This is a genomic window from Bradyrhizobium sp. USDA 3397, from assembly GCF_054060965.1.
In genome coordinates this window covers 7,295,086-7,318,684 of record NZ_JBSSDS010000001.1, presented here as the reverse complement: position 1 = coordinate 7,318,684, position 23,599 = coordinate 7,295,086, and the positions used below count along the sequence as shown (strand labels likewise).

Genomic DNA, 23,599 nt, shown 5'->3' with positions numbered 1-23,599 from the left:
GATCATCTCTGCCGATACGACGTCCGGCCTGGGGCAACGGCATGTGCCTCATGCTCTTGCTTGAGCAGCTCTTTCGCTTCCACGGATTCCGGAAGATTTCGTTCCGCCTCGAATTCGGCGAGCACGGGAGCGAGAACTTCGGATAGCGTACGCGCTCGGCCATTTGTCTTGTACAGGCGTGCAAGTTCAAGGGCACTGCGCAGCTCGAAAGTCTTGGTCCGCTGATGTTGTGCGATGTCCAGCGCCCGCTTGAGGGCGTCTTCGGCGCTGGATTCGTCCGAAGGATCATGGCGCGATAAGAGTTTACCGCGGACACGATGCAGCTCGGCATCAAGCCAATGCTGGCCGGATTGTCCCGTCCCGGCGATCAATTCGTCCAGGATTTCCAGCCCGGTCTCGACTTCGCCTAGATCTGCAATCGCCAGGGCGACATGCATCCCCCAGAACGGTTCGCAGAGGTAGCAATCGTTCTCGTGCAGGAAGGTCCAGCCGTGACGCATGTCCGCCAGTCCGGCCATTCGGTCTCCTGCACGCCACTTGGCGAGGCCGTTCAGGTAGGTGCCGGCGGCCACGTACAGCGGCATCGTGTGGTCGCGTGCGAGACCGAGCGCCAGGATCGTCTCTGTCTGCTGCAACATGCCCCCGCATACTCCGTCGAACACCGCGCGATGAACCAACGCATTGGCCTGGGACAGCGCCCGTTTTTCTCCTGGAGTACCCACCGCTTCCGCGGCGAGCTTGCGCGCACGAGCGATGTCGCCGAGCGGCCAGAGCACCAAAGCGAGAAATCGCATGATCACGAACGGGAGATCCAGCGCCGAAGCCCTGAAGGTCGCGGGATCCGGTTCGGCCCGATAGATCGCCAGCGCCCGCTCAAGATGCGTACGCGCGTTCAAATACTCGCCGGCGAACCAGCAGGTCACGCCCCCAGTCCAATGGGCCACGACGGCGGCCACCGGCGAGTCCGGCCGTCGCTCAGCGGCGCTCCTGATGGCATCCGCCAGCTCCCGCATCGGAGCAAGTTCGCCATGGGTCAGGCAGGCATTGAAGAGGCCGGAATGGACCGGCGCAAGTTCAACGGGATCATCGATACCGGCTGCGAATTGTCGCGCGCGCGTCCATGCGGCGACCGTTTCCGGAGCGCTGTGGCCGAGGCTGCCCCGCAAGGCACGGCCATATGCGATTTGAAGATGCAGCCTGCTCGTCATCCGGTGGGGCTCGCCAGGCAATTGATCGGCGATCGCGATGGCCTTGCCGAGATGGGCGATCGCCTCGGAATAGGCCGAGCGTTTCAACGCCTGCTGGCCCGCCTTGCGCCACCATTCGAGGGCGATCTCGCTCAGCCCCGCCTCGGTGAAGTGGTGCGCCAGAACTTCCGGCTCGGTCTCGGCGACGGCTGGAAACTTCTCACGCAGGACATCGCCAATTCGTGTGTGAAGAACCTGCCGTTTGCTCTTGAGCAGACTCTCGTAGGCCGCTTCCTGAACAAGGGCGTGCTTGAAACTATAACTCGCTTCGGGCGGCGTCCCGCGACGAAGCAGCAGTTCGGCCTCTTCGAGTTGTCCCAGCGCAGCGCTCAGCGTCAGATCGTCGCGTCCCGCCACGGTTTTCAGCAGCGCGTACGAGAAGTCGCGGCCAATGGCGGCTCCTATCTGGGCCACCTCCTTGACCGGAGCGAGCCGATCGAGCCGCGCCATCAGCGAATCCTGCAGCGTCGCAGGGATAGCAAGCGGCGGCAGCGGATTATTCAGGCGGTAGCGCCCGGCATCCTCAACGAGCAGCCCGGACTCCAGCACCATCTTGGTCAATTCCTCGACGAATAGCGGAATGCCATCGGTCTTGTCGATGATCTGCTCCATCATCTCGCTTGGCAGCCGGCGACCGACGACAATCTGCTCGACGAGCGCGCGGGTGTCCTGCCGATCGAGCCGGTCGAGCCGCAACAGACTGACGTTGGCAAGGCCCGACCAGGAGGGCTCGAACTCCGGCCGGGACGTCAAGAGCACGAGTATCGGCAGCCCTCTGATCCGATCGACCGCGAGATCGAACAGTTCAAGTGTCGTGGCATCGGCCCAATGCATATCCTCGCAGATGATCAGCAGCGGCTGGCCTCTCGCCAGTCCCTCAAGCTGATCGAGAAGGGCGGCAAATGTCTGCCGCCGCTGCTGCGCCGGGCTCAAGCCGAGGGGCGGGCAATGGTCGCCGGTGGGAATCGAAAGCAATGCCGCAATGAGCGGTGTTGCCCGGGCGACCTGCTGGGTTCCTATTGCGAGCATTGCCTCGAGCTTGTCGAGTTTTTGATCCGCCGTGTCGTGCGAGCGAATTCCGGCGGCGCGCTCGAGCTGCGCGACAAAGGGATGAAGCGCGCTGTTGGTGTGGTAAGGTGAACACTGATATCGCACGCGACGGTGCGTCCCCAACGAGGGACTTTCGGACAGCGTTGCCACAATACGCGACTTGCCGATGCCCGCTTCGCCGGAAATCAACACGAACTGTCCCCGGCCCTGCCATGCCTCCCGCTGGCGCGAGAGGATGAACTCGATCTCGTTCTTACGGCCGACAAAGCCGATCGAGCGCGCGGCACGGACTGCCTCGAAGCGACTCTCGGATGCGGTCGCGCCTTCCACCGCCCAGACCGCGATGGGGTCTGCCATTCCCTTGACCTCCCGACGGCCGAGATTGCGCAGGGAGAAGAGATCGCCAAGCAGCCGGCGCGTCGATGAAGCAACGACGACGACCCCCGGCTCCGCCAGGCTCTGGAGCCGGGCGGCGAGGTTTGGTGTGTCGCCGATGGTTGCGTGCTCCTCCGACGCATCTCCGCTGATGAGGTCTCCGACCACCACGAGTCCGGTCGCAATTGCGATCCGCAGTTCAGCTCGTTCGTCGGTCCCTGTCTTGAGCTGGCGTATCGCGGAGATCATGTCGAGGCCGGCGCGCACCGCGCGCTCGGCATCATCTTCGTGGGCGCGCGGATAGCCGAAATAGACGAGTATTCCGTCACCGACGAATCTGGCTATCCTGCCATCATAAGCAGCAATCACGCTCGCGCAGGCAGCGCGATAGGCCCGGATCACCTCCCACATATCCTCGGGATCGAGACGCGCCGAGAGCGCAGTCGAGCCGACCAGATCGCAAAACATGACCGTGAGATGACGCCGCTCGGCGTCCTGAGGAGGAGCGGGAGATGCGATCAACGCGGCCGGATCGAGGTCAGCGATAGCACGCAGCATCTTGCGGCGATGGCCGAGCAGGACTCCGAGCTTATCGAAGTCCTCGTCCATCAGTTCGGGAAGGACGCCTATGTCGATCCCATTTTGGGCAAAGCGCTCCGCGTATTGCGCAAGCCCCAGCTTCTCGAGCCACTCCGCAATCTGCATTGGCTCCACCGATCGTGTGGTTAGCGGTTAGCAGAAATTTTGGACCACGGCGCGCGGGGACAATATACCAACACCACCATGATGGCACGTCTTGTTTGTTGCGCGATAACCTGGGTTTCTCAATGCCGATATCGCATTCAAGCGGTGACGCTGCTCGATGCGAACGGCTTTGCTACCAAACATCGTCGGCACGCAGCATTGGACGGCGGAGGTTGCGATGAGTCGTGGCGGTCATTTCGAACCGAAACCGAACCAACACTGCGGCTTGTGCCGAACGGACGTTTTCCGCGACAGCAGCTCCTTCATTGCTCGCTGATCGGCGCTTCGTAGCTGCGAGCCATCGTGCCCGCCGCAACCTGCAGCGAAGAACCAATTACCCAGCAGCCGGCAACAAAGCCGATCAGGCCGTTTGGCAAATTCTGATCAAGGACAAGGATGCTGACGGACAGAGTTGCAGCGATTGCCGCGCCGAACGTGCCGGCCGCACTCATGATCTCTATCGGCTCGGAACCGTTCCACTCTTCCGAGATGCTCGATGTCGACCTCTGCGCGGGGGCATTGCCCGACAAATCAATCCCCATGTAATAGCCAAGAGCTCCGTAGAGTATCGTTATCAGGACGATCCAGCCGCTTTCAAACAGTCCGGCCTTCTGACGTAACAGGGTCGCACCAACATAGAGCCCGCCAGAGGCCCCAACCGCGGCCAGTCCGATTCTTTCAAGAAGATGGGCCGATTTGATCAAACTGGAACGGGGGATCCGAAGATTGCCGACCCGCCTTGTTGCGGAGAAGGCGTTGGAAATTGCGCTGCTTATCTTCATAGGAGCTCCTTCTGAGTAAGTAGCAGCCTACCGGCCGACCCCGAACAGAAGCTGCGTGAGTTGCGCGATGCCCTTTCATTCCAATTTCTGAAGGATCTTTGCTGAGTGATGGGACTGGCTTGCTCGTGAGCAAGATGGAGCCAATCCAAAGCTGCGAGCATGCGGCTGCGCAGGCATTGCCTCTCACCCGTGTTTGAAATGATCCGGGTGCGGCAATTTCGTTGCGAGAGTGGTAATTCAGAAAGAGAGCGATTGCGTATGAAACGGTTCACACACGGCTCTTCCCTGTCGCTCTATTCGGTCACAATTTCCGGAGGACGCGCCTGCATTGTTGCGATAAGGGAGGGCGAACATGCTGGCTCTGCAACGCGCGGTTGGTCAGCACGCTGATCACGTCTGGCCCAAATCAAAGATCCGCGCTTGCTTTCGTGAAGCTCGCAGCCTCATGTCGACCATTCCTCGCCCCACACCTGCACCACGTGGCCGGGCGACACTTCGCGATATTGCCGCACCGGCGGCTGGTAGTCCGGCGCGCGGACCGGGCTTCTGATCTCATCGTTCGAGGCTTGGCGCCGCGTGCCGCGGCGTGACGGGTCGGGCACCGGCACGGCGGCCATCAGTTTTTTCGTATAGGGATGCTGCGGGTTGCCGAACACCGACGCGCGCGGGCCGATCTCGACGATCTCGCCGAGATACATCACGGCGACGCGGTGGCTCATGCGCTCGACCACGGCGATGTCGTGGGAAATGAAGAGATAGGCAAGGCCCATGCTGGCCTGGAGGTCGAGCATCAGGTTGACGACCTGCGCCTTGACCGAGACGTCGAGCGCGGAGACAGCTTCGTCGGCGACGATCAGCTTCGGCCCGAGGGCGAGCGCGCGCGCGATGCAGATGCGCTGGCGCTGGCCGCCGGAGAATTCGTGCGGGAAACGCGCGGCCATGTCGGCGGAGAGGCCGACGCGGACGAGCAGGTCGGCGACCTTGTCGCGCGCCTGCGACGCCGTTGCGAGTCCGTTGGCAAGCAGGGGCGCGGCGATCGCCGTCCCCACCGACATGCGCGGATTGAGGCTCGCGAACGGATCCTGAAACACGATTTGCATGTGCTTGCGGACATCGCGTAGAGCCCGGCCGTTCATGGCCAGCACATCCTGGCCGTCGATCAGGACGGTGCCGCTGTCCGGCTCGGTCAACTTGAGGATGGATCGGCCGGTGGTCGACTTGCCGCAGCCGGATTCGCCGACCACCGCCAGTGTCTCGCCGGCGCGCAAGGTGAAGGAGACGTTCTCGACCGCATGGACGCGGCCCGAGACCTTGCCGAACAGGCCGGAGCGGATCGGAAAGCGCGTTGTGAGGTTTGAGACTTCCAGCAGAGGCCGCTCGGCGGGCGAGACCGTATCGGGCGTCTCGGCCGGCTCGTCCGACGTGCCCGTCACCTTGTCGACGATCGGAAACCGCATCGGCCGCATCCGCCCGTCCATCGAGCCGAGCCGCGGCACGGCCGCGAGCAGCGCGCGCGTATAGGGATGCGCAGGCGCGGCGAAAATGCGGGCGGTGGCGTCCGTCTCCACCGCCTGCCCGCCATACATCACCACGGTGCGGTCCGCGATCTCGGCGACCACGCCCATGTCGTGGGTGATGAAGAGGATCGACATGCCCTCCTCCTGTTGAAGCTCCTTCAAGAGCTCGAGGATCTGCGCCTGGATGGTGACGTCGAGCGCGGTGGTCGGCTCGTCCGCGATCAGAAGCTTCGGCTTGCAGGCCAGCGCCATCGCGATCATCACGCGCTGGCGCATGCCGCCGGAGAAGCGGTGCGGATGCTCGTGGAAGCGCGACGCCGCCGCAGGGATGCGGACGCGATCGAGCAGGCGGATGGTCTCCGCCTCCGCTGCCGCGCGCGACAGGCCGCGATGCTGGATCAGCGCCTCCGCGATCTGGAAGCCGATGGTGAGCACCGGATTGAGGCTCGTCATCGGCTCCTGGAAGATCATGGCGACGTCATTGCCGCGGATATCCTTCATATCAGCCTCGGGCAGCGCGAGCAGATCGCGCCCCGCCAGCATGACGCGGCCCTCGACCCGGCCGATCTCGCTCGGGATGAGCCGCATGATCGACAGCGCGGTGACGCTCTTGCCCGAACCGGACTCGCCGACGATCGCGACGGTCTCGCGGGCCGCGATGTCGAACGAGACGTTGCGGACGACGGGTACCCATTGCCGCTCGAGCATGAAGGAGGTGGTGAGGCCGGCGACCGACAGCACGGGGCCCTGTGCGTTGGCGATGGCTTCGTTCGAAATGTTTGCCACGATGCTCATGCGAGGCCTCCGCCAACCGCCGCGGAGAAGATGCGCCCCCTCCCCCGCTTGCGGGGGCGGGTTGGGGAGAGGGTGTCTCCGCAAGCGAGATCCCCCCAGAGGAGAGAGCCCTCACCCGGCGCTACGCGCCGACCTCTCCCGCAGGCGGGAGAGGTAAGAGGAGCCCGTGGCAGCACTGATGTCACCATCACCATTCCGCCCTAGTACCCCCGCTTGCGATCGACCAGCCCGGGCAGCTCCTCGCCGCGACGATGCCGCGCGATGACGTCGAGCACGAAATCGACCGCCGTATCGGGCGTCGTCATGCTGGCATTGTGCGGCGTCAGCAGGATGCGCGGATGGCTCCAGAACGGGTGGCCTGCAGGCAGCGGCTCGGGATCGGTGACGTCGAGCACCGCACCTGATAGCGCGCCGCTGTCGAGGGCTGCGAGGAGATCGGCCTCGACGAGATGCGGGCCGCGCCCGACATTGACGAGCCCTGCCCCGCGCGGCAGGCGCGCGAACAACTCGGCATTGAGAATGCCGCGCGTTTGATCCGTCAGCGGCAGCAGGCAGACGAGAATGTCGGCCTGCGCCAGAAATTCTGGCAAGGCATCGGCCCCCGCATAGCAGGTGACGCCTTCGATCTCGCGCGGCGAACGATTCCACCCAAGTAGCGGAAAGCCGAACGTCTTGAGCCGTTTCAGCACGGCCTGGCCGAGTTGGCCGAGCCCCATCACGCCGACCCGCCGGCGCCTGGCCGGCGTGATCCGGATCTCGCGCCAGACCTGCTGCTTCTGCTGGCCGATGAAATCGAGGAGATCGCGATGCAGGCCGAGCACGGCCATGGTGACGTATTCGACCATGGTCTCGGCGATGCCGGGCTCCAGCATGCGGACCAGCGGGATGTGCGCTGGGACTTTCGTGGTGTCGAACTGATCGACGCCGGCACCCACCGAGAAGACCAGCTCGAGATTGGGAAAGGTCGTCGCGATGTCATCCGGCGGCACCCAGGCCACGAGATAACGCACCGCGGCGGGGTCGCCGATATCAGGCCAGAGCCGGAACGGCACGTCGGGCGCGCGCTCCGCGAAGAAGCGCGCCCACTCGGCGCCGCGCACCATGTTGGCCTTGTAGAGAACCGTCATGCCGGCCTCAGAACGGGCTGACCGGCGCGAGACGACGGCCGTCGATCATGCGCTTGTGGCTGTAGGCGGCGGGATCGACAAGCGGCGTCGCGCCCGTCACGAGGTCGGCCGCAAGCTTGCCAGCGGCTGGACCGATGCCGAAACCGTGGCCGGAGAAGCCGGTCGCGAGGAAGAAGCCCGGCAGCGCATCGACCGGTGAGATCACCGGAATCGTATCGGGCGTGCAGTCGATGGTGCCGCCCCAGGCTTCCGCGATTGCGATGTCCTTCAATTCCGGATTCGACTTGATCAGCGCCGCCAGCGCCGCATTGACCAGCGACATGTCGGGCGCGGGATCGCGCACGCGCTCGGCCTCGAAGGGCGATGGCTTGTCGAAACTCCAGCTGGTGCCGCGCACGAGCTGATCAAAGAACGACTTGCCGAACGAGAGCTTCAATCCGTTCTTGCGATGCTGATAGGTCGGCCAGAACGTGCGCGCGTAACGGAACAGGTCCGGCGACAGCTCGACCGTGCCGCGGTTGCGCAGCGCCAGCGTAAAGCCGCCGTCGAGGCGGCGGCGGATGCAGTAGAAATCGGTGCCGAGCGCGCCGGAGGTGATCTCCGGTCCCGGCGTAGTCCGGCACGCGGTGGCGTTGACGAGGCCGATCGGCAGCTCGATGCCGTGGCGGCGGCAGAACAGCGACGACCACGCGCCGCCCGCCAGCAGCACGGATTGCGTGCGGATGGTGCCCTTCTCGGTGACGACCGCGCTGACGCGTCCGCCCGTCGTCTCCAGTCCGCGCGCGGCGCAGCCCTGGTGGATGGTGACGCCGTGCTTGCGTGCGGCGGTGGCGAGCGCAGGGACGGCCATCGACGGCTCGGCGCGGCCATCGCTCGGCGTGTGCAGGCCGCCGACCCACGTGTCAGCATTGCCGGGCATGCGCTCGGCGACTTCGGCCAGCGTCAGCACGGTGGAGTGAACCTGCATCTCGCGCGCGACCGCTGCCCAGCGCTCCCAGCTTGCCAGTTCGTCCTTGCTCTTGGTCAGGAACAACACCCCTGTTCGCCGGAAGCCGGCATCGACGCCGGCATCGTTCTGCATGTCCTCCCACAACCGCAGCGCCTCGCGGGCGAGCGGAATCTCCTCGCGCGCGCGGCCTTGCTGGCGGCACCAGCCCCAATTGCGGCTCGACTGCTCGCCGCCAACATGGCCCTTCTCGACCAGCGCGACGGAGAGGCCCTTCTTCGCCAGATGATAGGCGGCCGAGACGCCGATGACGCCGCCGCCGATGACGACGACATCTACCTGCGCCGGCAGGCGTTCGTCGCTGTTGATGCGGTTGAGCGGCGGGGACATGGGGCACTCCTGGAGTTCAGTTCGAGCTCTTGCGCGTCAGAGGTCTTGCGCGTCACGGGATGTTCATTCGCGGATCGAGCGCATCGCGCAGGCCGTCACCGAGGAAGTTGAAGCTGGTCACCGCGAGCGTGATGGCGACGCCCGGCGCGATCGCGAGCCAGGGCGCGCTGGTCAGATAGATCTGCGCATTGTTGAGCATGTTGCCCCAGCTCGCCGCCGGCGGCTGGATGCCGTAGCCGAGATAGCTGACATAGGATTCGAGCAGGATCGCCTTGGCGACGTTGAGCGTCGCGGCAACGACGATCGGCGCGATCGCGTTGGGCACGAGCTCGCGGAACATGATGCGCAGGTTCGAGGAGCCGAAGGCGAGCGCGGCGACTGCAAATTCCCGCTCACGCAACGAGCGCACCTGGGCCTCGACCACGCGCGCCACCGCCATCCAGGCCGTCGCCGCGATCAGCACGGTGGTGGTGACGAGGCCGGGCTCGGTGAGCGCTGCGAGCGCCAGCAGCAGGAAGATGGTCGGAAAGCACAGCACGGCGTCGACCAGCCGCATCAGAACCGCACCGACCGCGCCGCCATAGAACCCGGCAAAGGCGCCAACGACGATCCCGACCGCCATCGCGATCACCATCGCGACGATGCCGATCGAAAGCGAGACCCGCCCGCCCATCATCAACCGTGCCAGCACGTCGCGGCCGAGCTCGTCGGTGCCGAGGATGTGCGCGCCGGAGAGCGGCGGCGCGAACCGCTTCATGATGTCGATGTAGGTGTCGTCGAACGGCAGCAGGTAGGGACCGAACGCCGAACCGAGCACGAGGACGAGGATGATCAATGCGCCCGCGAGCGCCAGCCGATGCCGGCGGAAGCGCCGCCACGCGGCCTGGCCGGGCGCGAGCTGAACCGTGGAGAGGGCTGCGGTTGCCATCGCTTCAGCCCACCCGGATGCGGGGATCGACGACGGCATAGAGGATGTCGGCGAGCAGCGAGCCGATCAGCACCATCGTCGCCGAGAACATCAGGATGCCCATCACCACGGGATAGTCGCGGTAACCGATCGAATCCAGGAACAGGCGGCCCATGCCCGGCCAGGTGAACACGGTCTCCGCAACCAGCGCACCGCCGAGCAGCGTCGGAAACTGCAGGCCCGCGACCGTGATCATCGGCAGCAGCGCGTTGCGCAGCGCGTGCACCGTGAGGATGCGCCATTCCGGCATGCCCTTGGCGCGCGCGGTGCGGATGTAGTCCTGGTTGATGACCTCGAGCATCGAGGAGCGCATGAAGCGGCCCCACATCGCGGTCTCGACCAGCGCCAGCACCATGGCCGGCGCGATCAGATGATGCAGCAGGTCGAGGAAGGAGCCGTCGCCAATGGTGTGCCGGTTGCCCGCCGGCAGCCAGCCGAGCTTGACGGAGAAGACGTAGATGGTGACGAGGCCGAACCAGAAGGTCGGGATCGACAGCGCGATCATGGCGCCAACGGTGGCGAGCGTATCGAACAGCGAGTAGCGGCGTAGCGCGCCGAGGATGCCGATCCAGCAGCCGAGCAGCACCGCGATGATCGTCGCCGTCGCCATCAGCTCCAGCGTGGCGCCGAGATGCGAGGAGATCACCGACAGCACCGCCTCGCCGTCGCGATACGACTTGCCCCAATCACCCCGCACCATGCGGCCGAACCAGTCGAGATATTGGACCGGCAACGGCCGATCGAGGCCGAGCTGCCTGGTGACGCGGTCGAGATCCTCCTGGGTCATATGGCTTGAGACGGCAAACTGCGACAGCGGCCCGCCGGGCGCCAGATGCAGGATGGCGAAGCCGATTCCCGAGACGATCACCAGCAGCATGATCGCCTGTGCCAGGCGATTGACGACGTAGCGGGCCATCTCAGGCGATCCGACCAGCCCGAGACATCAGGCCCAATACCATTCGCGCATATTCCAGCTGTTGATCGACATGTTGATGTTGGGACGGAAGCCTTGCAGCCCCTCCTTGATGCCTTCGGCGATGAAGCCCTGGAACAGCGGCAGGATCGCGAGGTCGTTGCGGATCAGCTTTTGCAGCTCGCCATAGGTCGCCTTTCGCTGCGCCAGGTCGAATTGCTTGGCGCCTTGAGACAACAGCCGGTCGGCCTCCGCGCTCTGATATTGATAAGTGTTGAAGCCGCGGCCGCCCTTGGCGGGAATGGCGCCGGAGCCGAAGCGCGGCGTCACGTCAGGGTCGCTGCCAAGCATGAAGTTCACGCCGACGATCACCGAATTGAACTTCGATTGCTGCCAGAAGTCGCCCCAAATCACGGCCGCCGGCATGTTGTTGACGCGCATCGCCGCGCCAATGGCCCGCCAGTCCTGGATCAGGAGCTGCTGGCACTGCTCGCGCACGGCACTGCCTGCCGTCGTCGAGTTGGCGAACTCGAGCTTGACCCCGCCCTTCTCGCGGATGCCGCTGGAGCCACGAACCCAGCCCGCGGCGTCGAGCAGCGCATTGGCCTTGGCAGGATCGTATTTGTGCTGCGGCAGCCCCTGCTGGAACGACCAGGCCTGCTGCGGCACGAAGCTCTCGGTCGGCGTCGGCAGGCCGTAATAGAGCGCGTCGATGATCGCCTGCTTGTTGATGGCGAGATAGAGCGCCTCGCGCACGGTGCGATCGGCAAAGGGCCCGAATTCCAGATTGGGCGCGATGTGTTCCACCGAAGAGGTCGAGGAGACGAAGATCTTGCGGCCCTTCAGCGTCTTTGCCTCCTGCACGAAGTTCGGCAGGATGCCTTGCAGGCCGGTGTAATCGACCTGACCGGTGCGGAACTGGGTGTAGAGCACGGTGAGATCAGGGATGTACTTGAAGACCACGCGTTCGACGTACGGCCCCTTGCCATGATAGCCGGTGTGGGCGTTCAACTGGATACGGTCGCCGGGCACGCGCTCGCCCCAGCGAAACGGGCCGGTCCCCACAGGCGCATTGTGGAACGGTGAGGCGTTCGGATCGGACACTTTCTCCAGGATGTGCTTGGGCACGATGAAGGTGAACGAGGCCAGGATCGACATATAGGGTGAATAGGGCGCTTCCATCCGCCAATGGATCTCGTCGGGCGCCACGACGGTAATGTCCTTGACGAGGCTATGGCCGACGCGGCTGCGCGCGCGGAAACCGGGATTGTTGATCAATTCGATGGAGAATTTGACATCCTCCGCGGTGAACGGCGTGCCGTCGTGCCACTTCACGTCGCTGCGCAGCTTGATCTTCCAGGTCAACCCGTCGGCCGAGAGGCCGCCATTCTCGATGGTCGGGACTTCGCGGGCGAGGTCGGGAACGAATTTCCCGTTGGGCTCGATGTACCAGAGCGGCGAGAACACCTGCCACCAGACGCCCTGGTCAACCTCGATGCCCGGCATCAAGGGATGAAAGACGGTCGGCTCCTGCGACAGCGCCGCGATCACCTGCCCGCGCGGCTTGTCCGGCGGATTAGAGGGACGTTCGGTCTGTGCGAAGGCGTTCCCTGAAAGCGTCCAGCCTGCGGCTGCGCCCGCGCCGAGCTGGAAGAATTGACGGCGATTCGGAATGCCGAGATGCCCTGCCCCAACGCCGAACTCGCCGGTGTCGTTCGCCATGACCCACTCTCCGTTCCGCACGCGGCACCGTCTCCCGCGCCCCCGAGACCCCGGCAAAGGGACAGGAGTGGGCTTTAGTGCTTCTAAATTTTTTCTCGCAAAAGTTCATCACGACTAAATACAGCTGTCAATCGCATTGCTAGAATGCGCCAGCTTTTCACTCTGACTGAAGGCGCGGGGCTCGATCCCCGACGCTGAGATGATGCATGGGAGAGCGACATGGATGGTCGCGGCGATACCAACGGCAGCAAGGACGCTTCGGCGATCGAAGCTGACGATGCGGTCGACCAGCGCCTGGGTGAAACCGTGCGGCTGCTGCGTCAGCGCGCCGGCCTGTCCATCCAGGACGTCGCCAACAAGACCGGCCTGTCGACCGGCATGATCAGCCAGCTCGAACGTGCGCGCGCGATGCCGTCGATCCGCACGCTGCGCCTGCTCAGCATCGCGCTCGACGTTCCCATTTCCTATTTCTTCGAGAGCAGCGATCCCACTGAAGCGCCGCGCTACACCGTGCGCAAGAACGCCAGGCGGCTGCTGCGGCTCACCGCCAGCGGCGTCGTCAAGGAAGCGCTGACGCCGGAAGGCAAGGGCCAGCTCGAGCTCTACGAGCTCACGCTCAACCCCGGCGCCTCCTCCGGCACCGACTTCCTGCAGCACACCGGCGAGAAGGCGGGCTACATTCTCTCGGGCAGCCTGCGGCTGTGGCTCGACAACCAGGCCCATGTGCTGGAAGCCGGCGACAGCTTTCGTTTTCCGAGCATCGTGCCGCACATGTTCGACAACCCGACCCAGCAGGTGGCGCGCGTGATCTGGGTGACGACGCTGCGCCAGACCGACTCGCCGGCGGGTTGAGTCCGGCATCAAGGTCTGGCGAGACGGATCTAGCTCATCCTTCGCCGCAGCGTGGCTGACGGCGTCTCGCCGAATTTCTCGCGGTAGGCGCCGGCCATGCGGCCGAGATGGGTGAAGCCGAGATCGAAGGCGATCTCAGTGATGGAGACATCGGGAGCGGCTTGCGCGAGGCGCGCGTTAAGGCCTGCAAGGCGCATGTCGAGCAGCATCTGCGAGATCGACGCGCCGAAGTGACGGCGGAAGCCGAGCTGCAGTGCGCGGATGCCGATGCCTGAAGCGCAGGCGAGCTGCGCAAGATCGAGCGGCTCGCCGGCATGGTCGGCAAGGTAATCGCGCGCGGCGCGCAAGGCGCGCGGCAAACGCTCGGCCTGCCCCGAGAACGTTTCAATCGCATCCGACAGGCCATGCCGCTGCCGGTTGAGCAGATGATCGAGCAGCGCTTCGCGCCAATCGGCCATCGCGGCCGGCGACAGCCGGCCTGATGGCCCGAGGCGCTCGGCGAGTGTCATCAGGTCGGCGAGCCTGGCCTGCAGAGCCCACCCGGACGGCGCATCCAGCTCGATTACCGGATCAAACTCGACCACACCGGCCGCCCGGCCCGACAAGGCCGCGGCGCGCTGCTCGACCATGCGGCGGTCGAGCAGCAGGATCGCCTGCGCGCAATCGGTCCACGTCATCCGGGTCGGAATCGTCGGCGACAGCAGCGACGCGATCCGGCCCGGCGCCGCATCGAGCTCGCGACGACCGGCACGAATGCGGGCGCTGCCCGCGAGCGGGACCTGCACCAGGAAGAAGCGCTCGAGGCAGCCCGGATCGATGCTGACCGATCCGCCATAGGCGACGTAGTTGATGGAAAAGCCGTCGAAGGCCGCGCAATTGTGCCGGGCCGAGAAGCCGGCCGCGCGCGCCTGTGTCGGCTTGAGATCATGCGGGCAGAAGATGCGCCCGATCTGCTCGGCCGCCTCGTCGACGTCATCAGTGGTGACGCGGGCGAAGGCCGCAAGCCGTTCGGCTGCAGAGGCTGTTGCGCTCATTTCCAGCTCGGCTGCGGACATCGTCGACCATGCTTCGCGCCCGGAATTCCTTTAAGCCTAGAATAGTTCCGCGGGGGCGAAAAGGGCCGTAGCTCGCAAATTCGTCGTGCTGCATGGCAATAGGTTCATCCGGATTCGTTTAGCGGATAGACAGGCGGTCCGTCCCCGGCCGATGCTCCGCCCCGCCGGAATCCATGAGGAGCAAGCCATGACTGCACTCGAAAAAGGTATCACCGCGAACGGCACAGGCTACGGCGGCAAGAGCTGGAACATCCTTGGCCAGGTCTATTTCCCCAAGGCCGTCACCGATTCCACCTTCGCGTTCGAGACCAACAGCGATCCCGGCCAGTTCGTGCCGGTGCATATCCATCCGACCCAGGACGAGTTCATCCTGGTGCAGGAAGGCACGCTCGATCTCAAGCTCGACGGTCAATGGGTCAAGGCCCATGCCGGCGACCTCGTGCGCATGCCACGCGGCATCCCGCACGGCTATTTCAACAAGTCTGACAAGCCGTGCCGCGCGCTGTTCTGGGTCTCACCGATGCAGAAGCTGGAGGCGCTGTTCAACCAGCTGCACAATCTGACCGACCCGGCCGAGGTCGTGCGCATCTCGGCGCTGCACGAGGTCGACTTCCTGCCGCCCGAGGCCAACGACTAGCCGTCGCCGCTTCCTCCGCTTCCATTTGCTTGCAGTCCGGCCGGCCGTGCCTTGCGGCCGAACGCGGCCGCTTGCGCGCCAAACACATCGAGCAATCCCATGGTCAGCCCAAAACATGTCTGCGTGATCGGCGCCGGCGTCTCCGGCCTTGCCGCCGCGAAAGCATTCTCCATCCGAGGCCACCGCGTCACCATCGTCGAGCGCAGCTCGGATCTCGGCGGCGTCTGGGAGCCGGCGCGCTCCTACCCCGAGGTGCAGACCCAGAGCCCGAAGGAGCTCTACCGCTACACCGACCGCGCCATGCCGGAGGCCTATCCGGAATGGCCGACCGGGCCGCAGGTCCACGCCTACCTCGCCGATTATGCCAAGAGTTTTGGCCTCGAGCGCATGCTGCGGCTCAACACCGAAGTCGCCGGCATGGCGCGCCGGGCGGACGGCAGGCCGGGATGGACGCTTGCCTTGAAGGACAAGAACGGCACGACCACGAACGAGGATTTCGATTTCGTTGCGGTCTGCACCGGGCAGTTCAACGAGCCGCGCGAGCTGCACTGCCCCGGCGAGGACGGCTTTCTGGCGCAGGGCAGCCAGATCCTGCACTCGTCGACATACGGCGATCCGACACTGGCGAAGGGACGCCGCGTCGTCGTGCTCGGCGGTTCGAAGTCCGCAACCGACATCGCCGTGAATGCGGTGAAGTCAGGCGCGCGCGAGGTCACCATCGTGATGCGTGAGCCGGTCTGGCGCATTCCCTATTTCATCGGCGGTCTCGTGAACTTCAAGCGCATCCTCTACATCCGCGCGCAGGAGGACATGTTTCCGGGCTGGGGCATCAGCGCGATGGGGCGGCTCGCGCACCGCATCGCCGCGCCGCTGGTCTGGGCGAACTGGCGCGGGCTGGAGAGCCTGCTGAAGGCGCAGCTCAAGCTCGGCCGCTGCAAGATGGTGCCGAAGGAGCGGATCGAGGACGGCGTCAACTGCTCGGTGCCCATCGCAACGCCGGGCTTCTACCCGATGGTTGCCGACGGCCGCATCAAGGCCGTGTTCGGCACGTTCGACCATTATGAGGGCGACAGCATCGTGATGAGTGGCGGCGAGCGCGTGGGCGCCGACGTCGCCGTGCTCGCGATCGGCTACAAGCTCGGCGTGCCGTTCCTGCCCGAAGCCTACCGGCAGAAACTGGTCGATACCGACGGGCAGTACCGGCTCTATCGCCTGATCGCCAATCCGGATCTGCCCGAGCTCGGCTTCGTCGGCTTCAACTCCTCGTTCTGCACCGTGCTCTGCGCCGACCTCGCGGCGAACTGGCTGGTGCGTTATGCCGACGGCCAGCTCGCCAACCAGCCGACGGCCCAGACGATGCGCGACAACATCGAGATGATGCTGCACTTCAAGCGCGTCGAGCGGCCGGCCGCGGGCGTCTATGGCGGCCTCTGCGTCGCCCCCTATCACTACCGCCATTTCGACGAGCTGATGGCCGACATCGGTGCCAAGCAGCAGAAGCGCGGCGGACTTGCGGGACGCTTCCAGCCGCCGGATGCGGATGCTTACGCCAAGTTCCTGGCGACGGCGCCGGACTACCGGGCGGCGTGAAAGGAGAATTGCGGCGGCTCGCCTCCGACGTCTACGATCTCGCTGGCCATCGAATCGACGGGAACCAGCCATGGGATCGAGACGACTTGCTGCCGTAGCATTTGCGGCTGCTGCCTTCTTCGGCGCGGCACCCGCCGCTGCGCAGGAGGCGGCGCCGACGCCACAGCAATCGGAGGCGCTCGCGGCTTACGAGCGCGCGCTCGGCGGCTTCAAATCCATTCTCGCCGAGCGGCGGCGCCAGATCGAGGCGAAGGAGCCGCTGCCGAACCTGCCGGGACAGGCGCTCTATCTCACGCGCGTCGCTGTGATCAGCAGCTACAAGGACCTCACCGACGTCATGCCGTCGCGGATCGGCCGGCCCAACAAGTTCGAGATTCCTCCGGCCTATTTCGATGCCGACATCGAGCCGCTGGTCGAGGAATACGGCAAGCTGTTCGACATCATGGAGGCGCCGCCTGCCAGCGCGCAGAGCTCGCCGACGCCGTTCGAGGACGTCGTCGATCTCGCCGTTGTAATTGCGCGCGCCAAGGGCCTCGCCCCCGAGCATGCCGAAGCTGCCGGGCGCATCAGCCTCGGGCTGTTCTTTGCGGAGACCAACGGCAAGCAGAATGTCCGCAATGCACGCTCGAACACCTATATGGGCAGCTTCCAGACCGGCCCCTCCGAAGACCGCAACGGCCGGCGGAAATGGGAGGCCATCAAGAGCGACATCGCCGCGATCGATCCGCACCTGAGCGCGCGCGACGACAAGGAAGAGGCGCGCGCCCGCGGCACCGATCAGCGCTTCAACCACTGGACCAACGTGCGCAACGGCCTGATGAACGCGCACGCCGATCTGTTTCGTGAGATCCCGGGAATCGCGAAGACGCTGCCTGATACGATCGACCAGATGAAGCTGTTTCAACTGATCCAGATCGTTCCCACCCCGACGCGGTCCGCGCTGAGATCGGGCGATCTCCTGAACTACCGGGTGTCCAGCCCCAGGATCATGAGGTACCTGCGCAACAACAGCATTTTCGCGTTCGGACAGGCCGACCGGGCGCGAACCTCGGCAAGCTATCGCGAGATCTTCGCCGCGATGTGGCTGTTCAACCGGAAGTTCGAGAAGGCAATGGCGAAATACGCGGAGATCAGGGCACGCTGAGGAAGCGGGTTGCAACTGCCAGCGCAGGTTGTAGTCTCGCGGTGGCATCGATCACGCGGACCTTTCCATGCGCATTCTCGTTCTCGGCGGCAGCCAGTTTCTCGGCCGGGCGATCGCAAGCCATGCCTGCGCTGGCGGGCATGACGTGACCTGCGCCGCTCGCGGCCTCGCAGGGCCGATTGCCGCGGGCGCCCGCTTCCTGCGGATCGACCGCGACGTGGCCGACGGACTTGCGCCACTCGCGGGTGAGACATTCGACGCCGTGGTCGATGTCTCGCGTCATCCTGGCCAGGTCCGTCGCGCAGTCGCCGCGCTAAAGCGGCCGGGCGTGCATTGGACCTTCGTCTCGACGATCAGCGTTTATGCGGACAACCGCATCCCGGGGCAACGCGCCGACTCCGCGCCGCTGCGCGAGCCTGTTGCGGGAGAGATCGAGCACAGCACCGAGGCGATCTACGGCGCCGCCAAGGTGGCCTGCGAACAGGCGGTCGGCGATGACGCCTTCATCTGCCGCGCCGGACTGATCGCAGGGCCTGAGGACCCGACCGGACGGTTCGCCTACTGGCCGGCGCGGCTTGCGCGCGGCGGCGAGGTGCTGGCGCCGGGATCGCCGGAGGATGCGGTCCAGTTCATCGACGTGCGCGATCTCGCGCAATGGATCGTGCATGCGGCAGAGACCGATCTCACGGGCATCTATGACGGGATTGGGCCGATCCGCACGCGCGGCGGATTCCTGAGCGAATGCGCAGCCGCGCTGAACGCTTCCTGCACCTTCACCTGGGTCGATCGCGACTTTCTGGAAGCGCATGACGTCAGGCGTTGGGCGGGCCCGCGGTCCTTGCCGATGTGGCTGCCATTGCCGGACTACGCCGGCTTCCTGACGCGCGATACCTCGCCCGCGCGCGCGGCCGGCTTGACCTCGCGACCGCCGGGAGACACCGCGCGCGATACGCTTCATTGGCTCCGCGCCAACAACGGGCCAGTCGTCGGTCTCACTGCCGAAGACGAGAAGGATGTGCTCGCGGCGTGGCATGCGCGCCAGCCCTAGGTGCGGACGGGCCGATCGTTCGCCGGGTGAAAAAGCGCCTTGTCGTGACAAATTCTGTCAAAAGCCACACAGCCGTTTGCTGTGCAAGGTCCGTGACCGCCATGGCTATGGTGTTCCACGACTGCCCATTTGTTGGTAGCCTGCCGCACCGACAGACAGCAATCGGGGACCACCGAATGACGCGCGCCAATCCCGCATCTCCCGCACGACGCAATGGAGCAGCGAGGAAACATATCGGTCGGGCACTCGCCGCAACCGCGGCATTGGCTGTGCTCGCCGGCTGCGAGGACAAGAACACGTTCGTGGCGCCGCCGCCGCCCAAGGTCGACGTCGCGACGCCGGTGCAGCGTCCGGTGACGCGCTACATCGAGGCGACCGGCAACACGGCACCGATCAAGAGCGTCGATCTCGTCGCGCGCGTGCAGGGCTTTCTGCAAACGATCGATTATCAGGACGGCACGTTCGTCAAGCAGGGCACCCAGCTGTTCACGATCGAGCCTGAGACCTACAAGCTCAAGCTCGAGCAGGCGCAAGCGGCCGAAGTCGGCGCGCAGGCTTCGCTCCGGCAAGCGGAAGCCGACTACAAGCGGCAGGCCGAGCTGGTGCAGCGCCAGGCCGTCTCGCAAGCCACGCTCGACACCTCGACCTCGAACCGCGACAACGCCCAGGCCAATCTCCAGCAGGCGCAGGCCAACACCAAGCTGGCCGAGGTCAATTACGGCTACACCAAGGTCACGGCACCGTTCGACGGCATCGTCAGCGCGCACATGGTCTCGATCGGCGAGCTCGTCGGCGTGTCCTCGCCGACCCAGCTCGCCACCATCGTCGCGATGGACCCGATCTATGTGAACTTCACCGTCAACGAGCAGGACGTGCTGCGCATCCGCGCCGAGGCGACCCGTCGCGGACTGACGCCCGCGGACATGAAGCACTTCCCGATTCAAGTGGGGCTGCAGACCGATACCGGCTACCCGCATGAGGGCAAGCTCGACTACGTCTCGCCGACCCTCAACCAGTCGACCGGCACGTTGGCCGTGCGCGGCCTCGTTCCCAACGACAAGCGGGTGCTGCTGCCCGGCTACTTCGTCCGCGTCCGCGTGCCCTTCGACCAGGAGAAGAGCGCCCTGCTCGTTCCCGATACCGCGCTCGGCAGCGACCAGGGCGGCCGCTATCTCCTCGTCGTCAACAACGACAACGTCGTCGAGCAGCGCAAGGTACAGATCGGCCCGGTCGATAACGGCCTGCGCGTGATCGAGAGCGGCCTGAAGCCAGAGGATCGGGTCGTGACCGCGGGGCTCTTGCGCGTCATCCCGGGCCAGAAGATCGACCCGCAGGTGACGAAGATCGAGCAGACGCAGGCCTCGAGCAAGTAGGGGCTGCCAGCCATGATCTCAAAGTTCTTCATCGAGCGGCCGGTCCTCTCGAACGTCATCGCGCTCCTGATGATCCTGATCGGCGGCGTTGCGCTGTTCAATCTCGCCATTGCGCAATACCCCGACGTGGTGCCGCCGACCGTGCAGGTCACCACGCGCTATCCCGGCGCCAGCGCCAAGACCGTGATCGACACCGTGGCGCTGCCGATCGAGCAGCAGGTCAACGGCGTTGAGGACATGCTGTACATGCAGTCCTACAGCGGCTCCGACGGCACCTACACACTGACCGTGACCTTCAAGATCGGCACCGACCTCAACTTCGCGCAGGTGCTGGTGCAGAACCGCGTCTCCAGCGCATTGTCGCAATTGCCGCAAGCCGTGCAGAACCAGGGCGTCACCGTACAGAAGCGGTCGACCTCGATCCTGTTGTTCGTGACGCTGACCTCGCCCGATTCGCGATACGACAGCCTCTACTTGAGCAACTACGCCACCATCAACATCCGCGACGAGCTCTCGCGCCTGCCCGGCGTCGGCAACGTCACCGTATTCGGCGCCGGGCAATACTCGATGCGGATCTGGCTCGATCCCAACAAGCTGCAGGTTCGCGGCCTGGTGCCGCAGGACGTGATCCAGGCAATCCAGCAGCAGAGCCAGCAGGTCGCCGCCGGCCAGGTCGGCGCACCGCCGACGCCGCCGGGACAGGCGTTCCAGTACACGCTCAACGTCAACGGACGCCTCGACGATGCCGGCCAGTTCGAGAACATCATCGTCAAGACCGGCACGAGCGGCGACGTCACGCGGGTGCGCGACGTCGGCTGGGTCGAGCTCGGCGCGCAGACCTACAGCCAGATCTTCTCGCTCAACAAGCAACCCGCGGTCGGCATCGGCGTATTCCAATCGCCGGGCGCCAACGCGCTCCAGGTCGAACAGGCCGTCGAGAAGAAGATGGCGGAGCTCGCCAAGCGCTTCCCCGAAGGCATCAAGTACGACACGCCGTTCGACACCACCAAGTTCGTCGAGGCCTCGGTGCACGAGGTCTACATGACCTTGATCGAGGCCGGCCTGCTGGTGCTGGTCGTCATCCTCATCTTTTTGCAGGACTGGCGCGCGATGCTGGTGCCGGCGACGACCGTGCCCGTCACCATCATCGGCGCCTTCGCCGCGATGGCGGCGCTCGGCTTCACCATCAACATGTCGACGCTGTTCGCGATCGTGCTTGCGATCGGCATCGTGGTCGACGACGCCATCGTCGTGGTCGAGGGCGCCGCCCACAACATCGAGCAGGGCATGAACGGTCATGACGCCGCGATCCGCGCGATGGACCAGCTGTTCGCGCCGATCGTCGGCATCACGCTGGTGCTGATCTCGGTATTCCTGCCGGCTTCGTTCCTGGCAGGACTGACCGGGCGCATCTATTCGCAATTCGCGCTGGTGATCGCCGCGACCGCCCTGCTCTCTGCCATCAACGCCGCGACCTTGAAGCCGACCCAATGCGCGCTGTGGCTGCGGCCGGCGGTGCCGCCGGAGCAACGCAATTTCTTCTATCGGGGTTTCAATGCAGTCTACAACCGCGTCGAGCGCGGCTACACGCGGCTGATCACGTTTCTCGTGAAGCACGCCACCATCTCGGTCGCGTTCGCGCTGCTGATCATCGCAGCCAGCGGCTACGGCCTGTCGCGGGTGCCGACCGGCTTCCTGCCGATCGAGGACCAGGGCTATCTGATCGCCGCGGTGCAGCTGCCCGACGGCGCCGCGCTGGAGCGGACGCAGGCCGTGCTCGACAAAGCAAGCGGGCTGATCAAGGAGACGCCCGGCGTGGCGCAGGTCATCACCATCGCGGGCATCTCCGCGCTCGACAACAGCGCCAGCCTCGCCAATGCCGGTGTCGCCTACATCATCCTGAAGGATTGGGACGCCCGCAAAGGGCCCGGTGAGGATCTGCGCTCGCTGGTCTTTGGCCTGAACGACAAGCTCGCTGATATCATGGAGGCGCGCACCATCGTGTTGCCGCCGCCCCCGATCCAGGGCATCGGCAACGCCGCCGGCTTCTCGATGCAGGTCGAGCTGCGCGACGGCAACAGCGATTTCGCCAAGCTTCAGGCCATCACCGGCGCGATGGTGTCCAACGCACAGAGCCAGAGCGCACTGCAGCGCGTGCAGTCCTCGTTCCGCTCCTCGGTGCCGCAGTTCAACGTCGAGATCGACCGCATCAAGACCCAGACCCTGCACGTCACCACCGATCAAGTGTTCTCTGCGCTGTCGACCTATCTCGGCTCGTCCTATGTCAACCAGTTCAACAAGTTCGGCCGCGTGTTCCAGGTCTACACGCAAGCCGATCCCGCCTTCCGCGTCACCGAGCGCGACATCGCCAACATGCAGGTGCGCAACTCGAACGGCGACATGATCCCGCTCGGCACCGTCGCCAAGATCACCCCGGCCACGGGGCCGTCGCTGATCAGCCTCTACAATCTCTATCCGTCGTCGACCGTGATCGGCCTACCGGCGCAGGGCTACTCCTCCGGCCAGTCGCTGAAGCTGATGGAGGAGATCGCGGACAAGACGCTGCCGCCGGGCACCGGCTATGAATGGACCGCGATGTCGTATCAGGAGAAGGCGGTCTCGAACCAGATCTACTGGGTGTTCGGGCTCGCCATGCTGCTGGTCTATCTCGTGCTCGCCGGCCAGTACGAGAGCTGGTACGCGCCGATCTCGGTGATCCTCGCCGTGCCGCTGTCGCTGCTCGGACCGATGCTGATCCTCTCCGCGCTCAAGATCGACAACAACCTCTATTGCCAGATCGGCCTGATCCTCCTGATCGCGCTCTCGGCCAAGAACGCCATCCTGATCGTCGAGGTCGGCCTCGAGCTGCACGGCCGCGACGGCAAGCCGATCATCGAATCCGCGATCGAGGCGGCGCGCGCCCGCTTCCGCCCGATCCTGATGACCTCGTTCGCCTTCATCCTCGGCGTCGTCCCGCTGGTGCTCGCCACCGGCGCCGGCGCCAGCGCGCGCAAGTCGATCGGCATCACGGTGTTCTCGGGCATGCTGGCCTCGACCTGCCTTGCGGTGCTGTTCGTGCCGGCCTTCTTCGTGGTGGTGCAGCGCTTCGAGAACTGGCGGGCGTCGAAGAAGAAGCCGCAGGCGGTGGCGGAGGTGAAGACTTAGCTTCCGCTCAAAACAAAGAGTGCGAAAAACAACCCCATGCACAGTAGGGATGGAGTTGAAAAGGTTGGCGTAATTTCGGTCTTACCGAACCGGCTTGCTCCGTCGGGCAAAACAGGGGCATAATGGCATCATAGGCGGCATGGCGAGGGTGCCTCCTCAT

Annotated in this window: 16 protein-coding genes; 7 read left to right on the top strand and 9 right to left on the bottom strand. The window is 65.0% G+C overall.

Annotated elements, in window-relative coordinates:
• Positions 1 to 2: 2 nt before the first annotated feature.
• From ACVWYQ_RS33910 to ACVWYQ_RS33875, 8 genes are all read right to left on the bottom strand, one after another.
• Positions 3 to 3,377 (bottom strand): adenylate/guanylate cyclase domain-containing protein, encoded by a 3,375-nt coding sequence (locus tag ACVWYQ_RS33910; RefSeq protein ID WP_404543157.1) that lies wholly within the window; start codon positions 3,375 to 3,377, stop codon positions 3 to 5.
• Between the two features lie 302 nt (positions 3,378 to 3,679).
• A complete protein-coding gene (locus tag ACVWYQ_RS33905; protein WP_271541901.1) occupies positions 3,680 to 4,198 on the bottom strand; it encodes a hypothetical protein in 519 nt (172 codons plus the stop codon).
• A gap of 443 nt (positions 4,199 to 4,641) precedes the next feature.
• On the bottom strand, positions 4,642 to 6,510 hold the full coding sequence (locus tag ACVWYQ_RS33900; RefSeq protein WP_271541903.1) for an ABC transporter ATP-binding protein: 1,869 nt from the start codon (positions 6,508 to 6,510) through the stop codon (positions 4,642 to 4,644).
• A 200-nt stretch (positions 6,511 to 6,710) separates the two neighbouring features.
• The gene (locus tag ACVWYQ_RS33895) at positions 6,711 to 7,637 is read right to left on the bottom strand and encodes a 2-hydroxyacid dehydrogenase (protein ID WP_404543159.1); all 927 of its coding nucleotides are present in this window, start codon (positions 7,635 to 7,637) and stop codon (positions 6,711 to 6,713) included.
• Positions 7,638 to 7,644: 7 nt separating this feature from the next.
• Positions 7,645 to 8,973: an NAD(P)/FAD-dependent oxidoreductase gene (locus ACVWYQ_RS33890; RefSeq protein WP_404543160.1), complete on the bottom strand. Its 1,329-nt coding sequence runs from the start codon at positions 8,971 to 8,973 to the stop codon at positions 7,645 to 7,647.
• Between the two features lie 52 nt (positions 8,974 to 9,025).
• Entirely contained in the window at positions 9,026 to 9,901 is an 876-nt protein-coding gene (locus ACVWYQ_RS33885) for an ABC transporter permease (protein WP_057026066.1), read from the bottom strand.
• 4 nt (positions 9,902 to 9,905) lie between these two features.
• Positions 9,906 to 10,856, bottom strand: a complete 951-nt coding sequence (locus ACVWYQ_RS33880; RefSeq protein ID WP_157281707.1) for an ABC transporter permease — start codon at positions 10,854 to 10,856, stop codon at positions 9,906 to 9,908.
• A 27-nt stretch (positions 10,857 to 10,883) separates the two neighbouring features.
• Entirely contained in the window at positions 10,884 to 12,575 is a 1,692-nt protein-coding gene (locus ACVWYQ_RS33875) for a peptide ABC transporter substrate-binding protein (protein ID WP_456726997.1), read from the bottom strand.
• Between the two features lie 219 nt (positions 12,576 to 12,794).
• Between ACVWYQ_RS33875 and ACVWYQ_RS33870 the strand changes: the two genes are divergently transcribed.
• On the top strand, positions 12,795 to 13,427 hold the full coding sequence (locus ACVWYQ_RS33870) for a cupin domain-containing protein (RefSeq protein ID WP_157281711.1): 633 nt from the start codon (positions 12,795 to 12,797) through the stop codon (positions 13,425 to 13,427).
• Positions 13,428 to 13,456: 29 nt separating this feature from the next.
• Here the strand turns inward: ACVWYQ_RS33870 and ACVWYQ_RS33865 are convergent, their stop codons facing one another.
• Positions 13,457 to 14,482: an AraC family transcriptional regulator gene (locus ACVWYQ_RS33865; protein ID WP_404543163.1), complete on the bottom strand. Its 1,026-nt coding sequence runs from the start codon at positions 14,480 to 14,482 to the stop codon at positions 13,457 to 13,459.
• A gap of 187 nt (positions 14,483 to 14,669) precedes the next feature.
• On the opposite strand from ACVWYQ_RS33865, the gene ACVWYQ_RS33860 reads away from it, so the two are divergent.
• From ACVWYQ_RS33860 to ACVWYQ_RS33835, 6 genes are all read left to right on the top strand, one after another.
• Positions 14,670 to 15,119 carry a cupin domain-containing protein gene (locus ACVWYQ_RS33860; protein ID WP_024339447.1) on the top strand — a complete coding sequence of 150 codons (450 nt, stop codon included), beginning with the start codon at positions 14,670 to 14,672 and terminating at the stop codon, positions 15,117 to 15,119.
• Between the two features lie 99 nt (positions 15,120 to 15,218).
• Positions 15,219 to 16,709, top strand: a complete 1,491-nt coding sequence (locus ACVWYQ_RS33855; protein WP_404543164.1) for a flavin-containing monooxygenase — start codon at positions 15,219 to 15,221, stop codon at positions 16,707 to 16,709.
• A 70-nt stretch (positions 16,710 to 16,779) separates the two neighbouring features.
• Positions 16,780 to 17,853, top strand: a complete 1,074-nt coding sequence (locus ACVWYQ_RS33850; RefSeq protein ID WP_404543165.1) for a hypothetical protein — start codon at positions 16,780 to 16,782, stop codon at positions 17,851 to 17,853.
• 67 nt (positions 17,854 to 17,920) lie between these two features.
• Positions 17,921 to 18,901, top strand: a complete 981-nt coding sequence (locus ACVWYQ_RS33845) for an NAD-dependent epimerase/dehydratase family protein (RefSeq protein ID WP_271541920.1) — start codon at positions 17,921 to 17,923, stop codon at positions 18,899 to 18,901.
• Between the two features lie 176 nt (positions 18,902 to 19,077).
• Positions 19,078 to 20,274: an efflux RND transporter periplasmic adaptor subunit gene (locus ACVWYQ_RS33840; protein WP_271541921.1), complete on the top strand. Its 1,197-nt coding sequence runs from the start codon at positions 19,078 to 19,080 to the stop codon at positions 20,272 to 20,274.
• Positions 20,275 to 20,286: 12 nt separating this feature from the next.
• Positions 20,287 to 23,439: an efflux RND transporter permease subunit gene (locus tag ACVWYQ_RS33835; RefSeq protein WP_404543167.1), complete on the top strand. Its 3,153-nt coding sequence runs from the start codon at positions 20,287 to 20,289 to the stop codon at positions 23,437 to 23,439.
• Positions 23,440 to 23,599 lie beyond the last annotated feature (160 nt).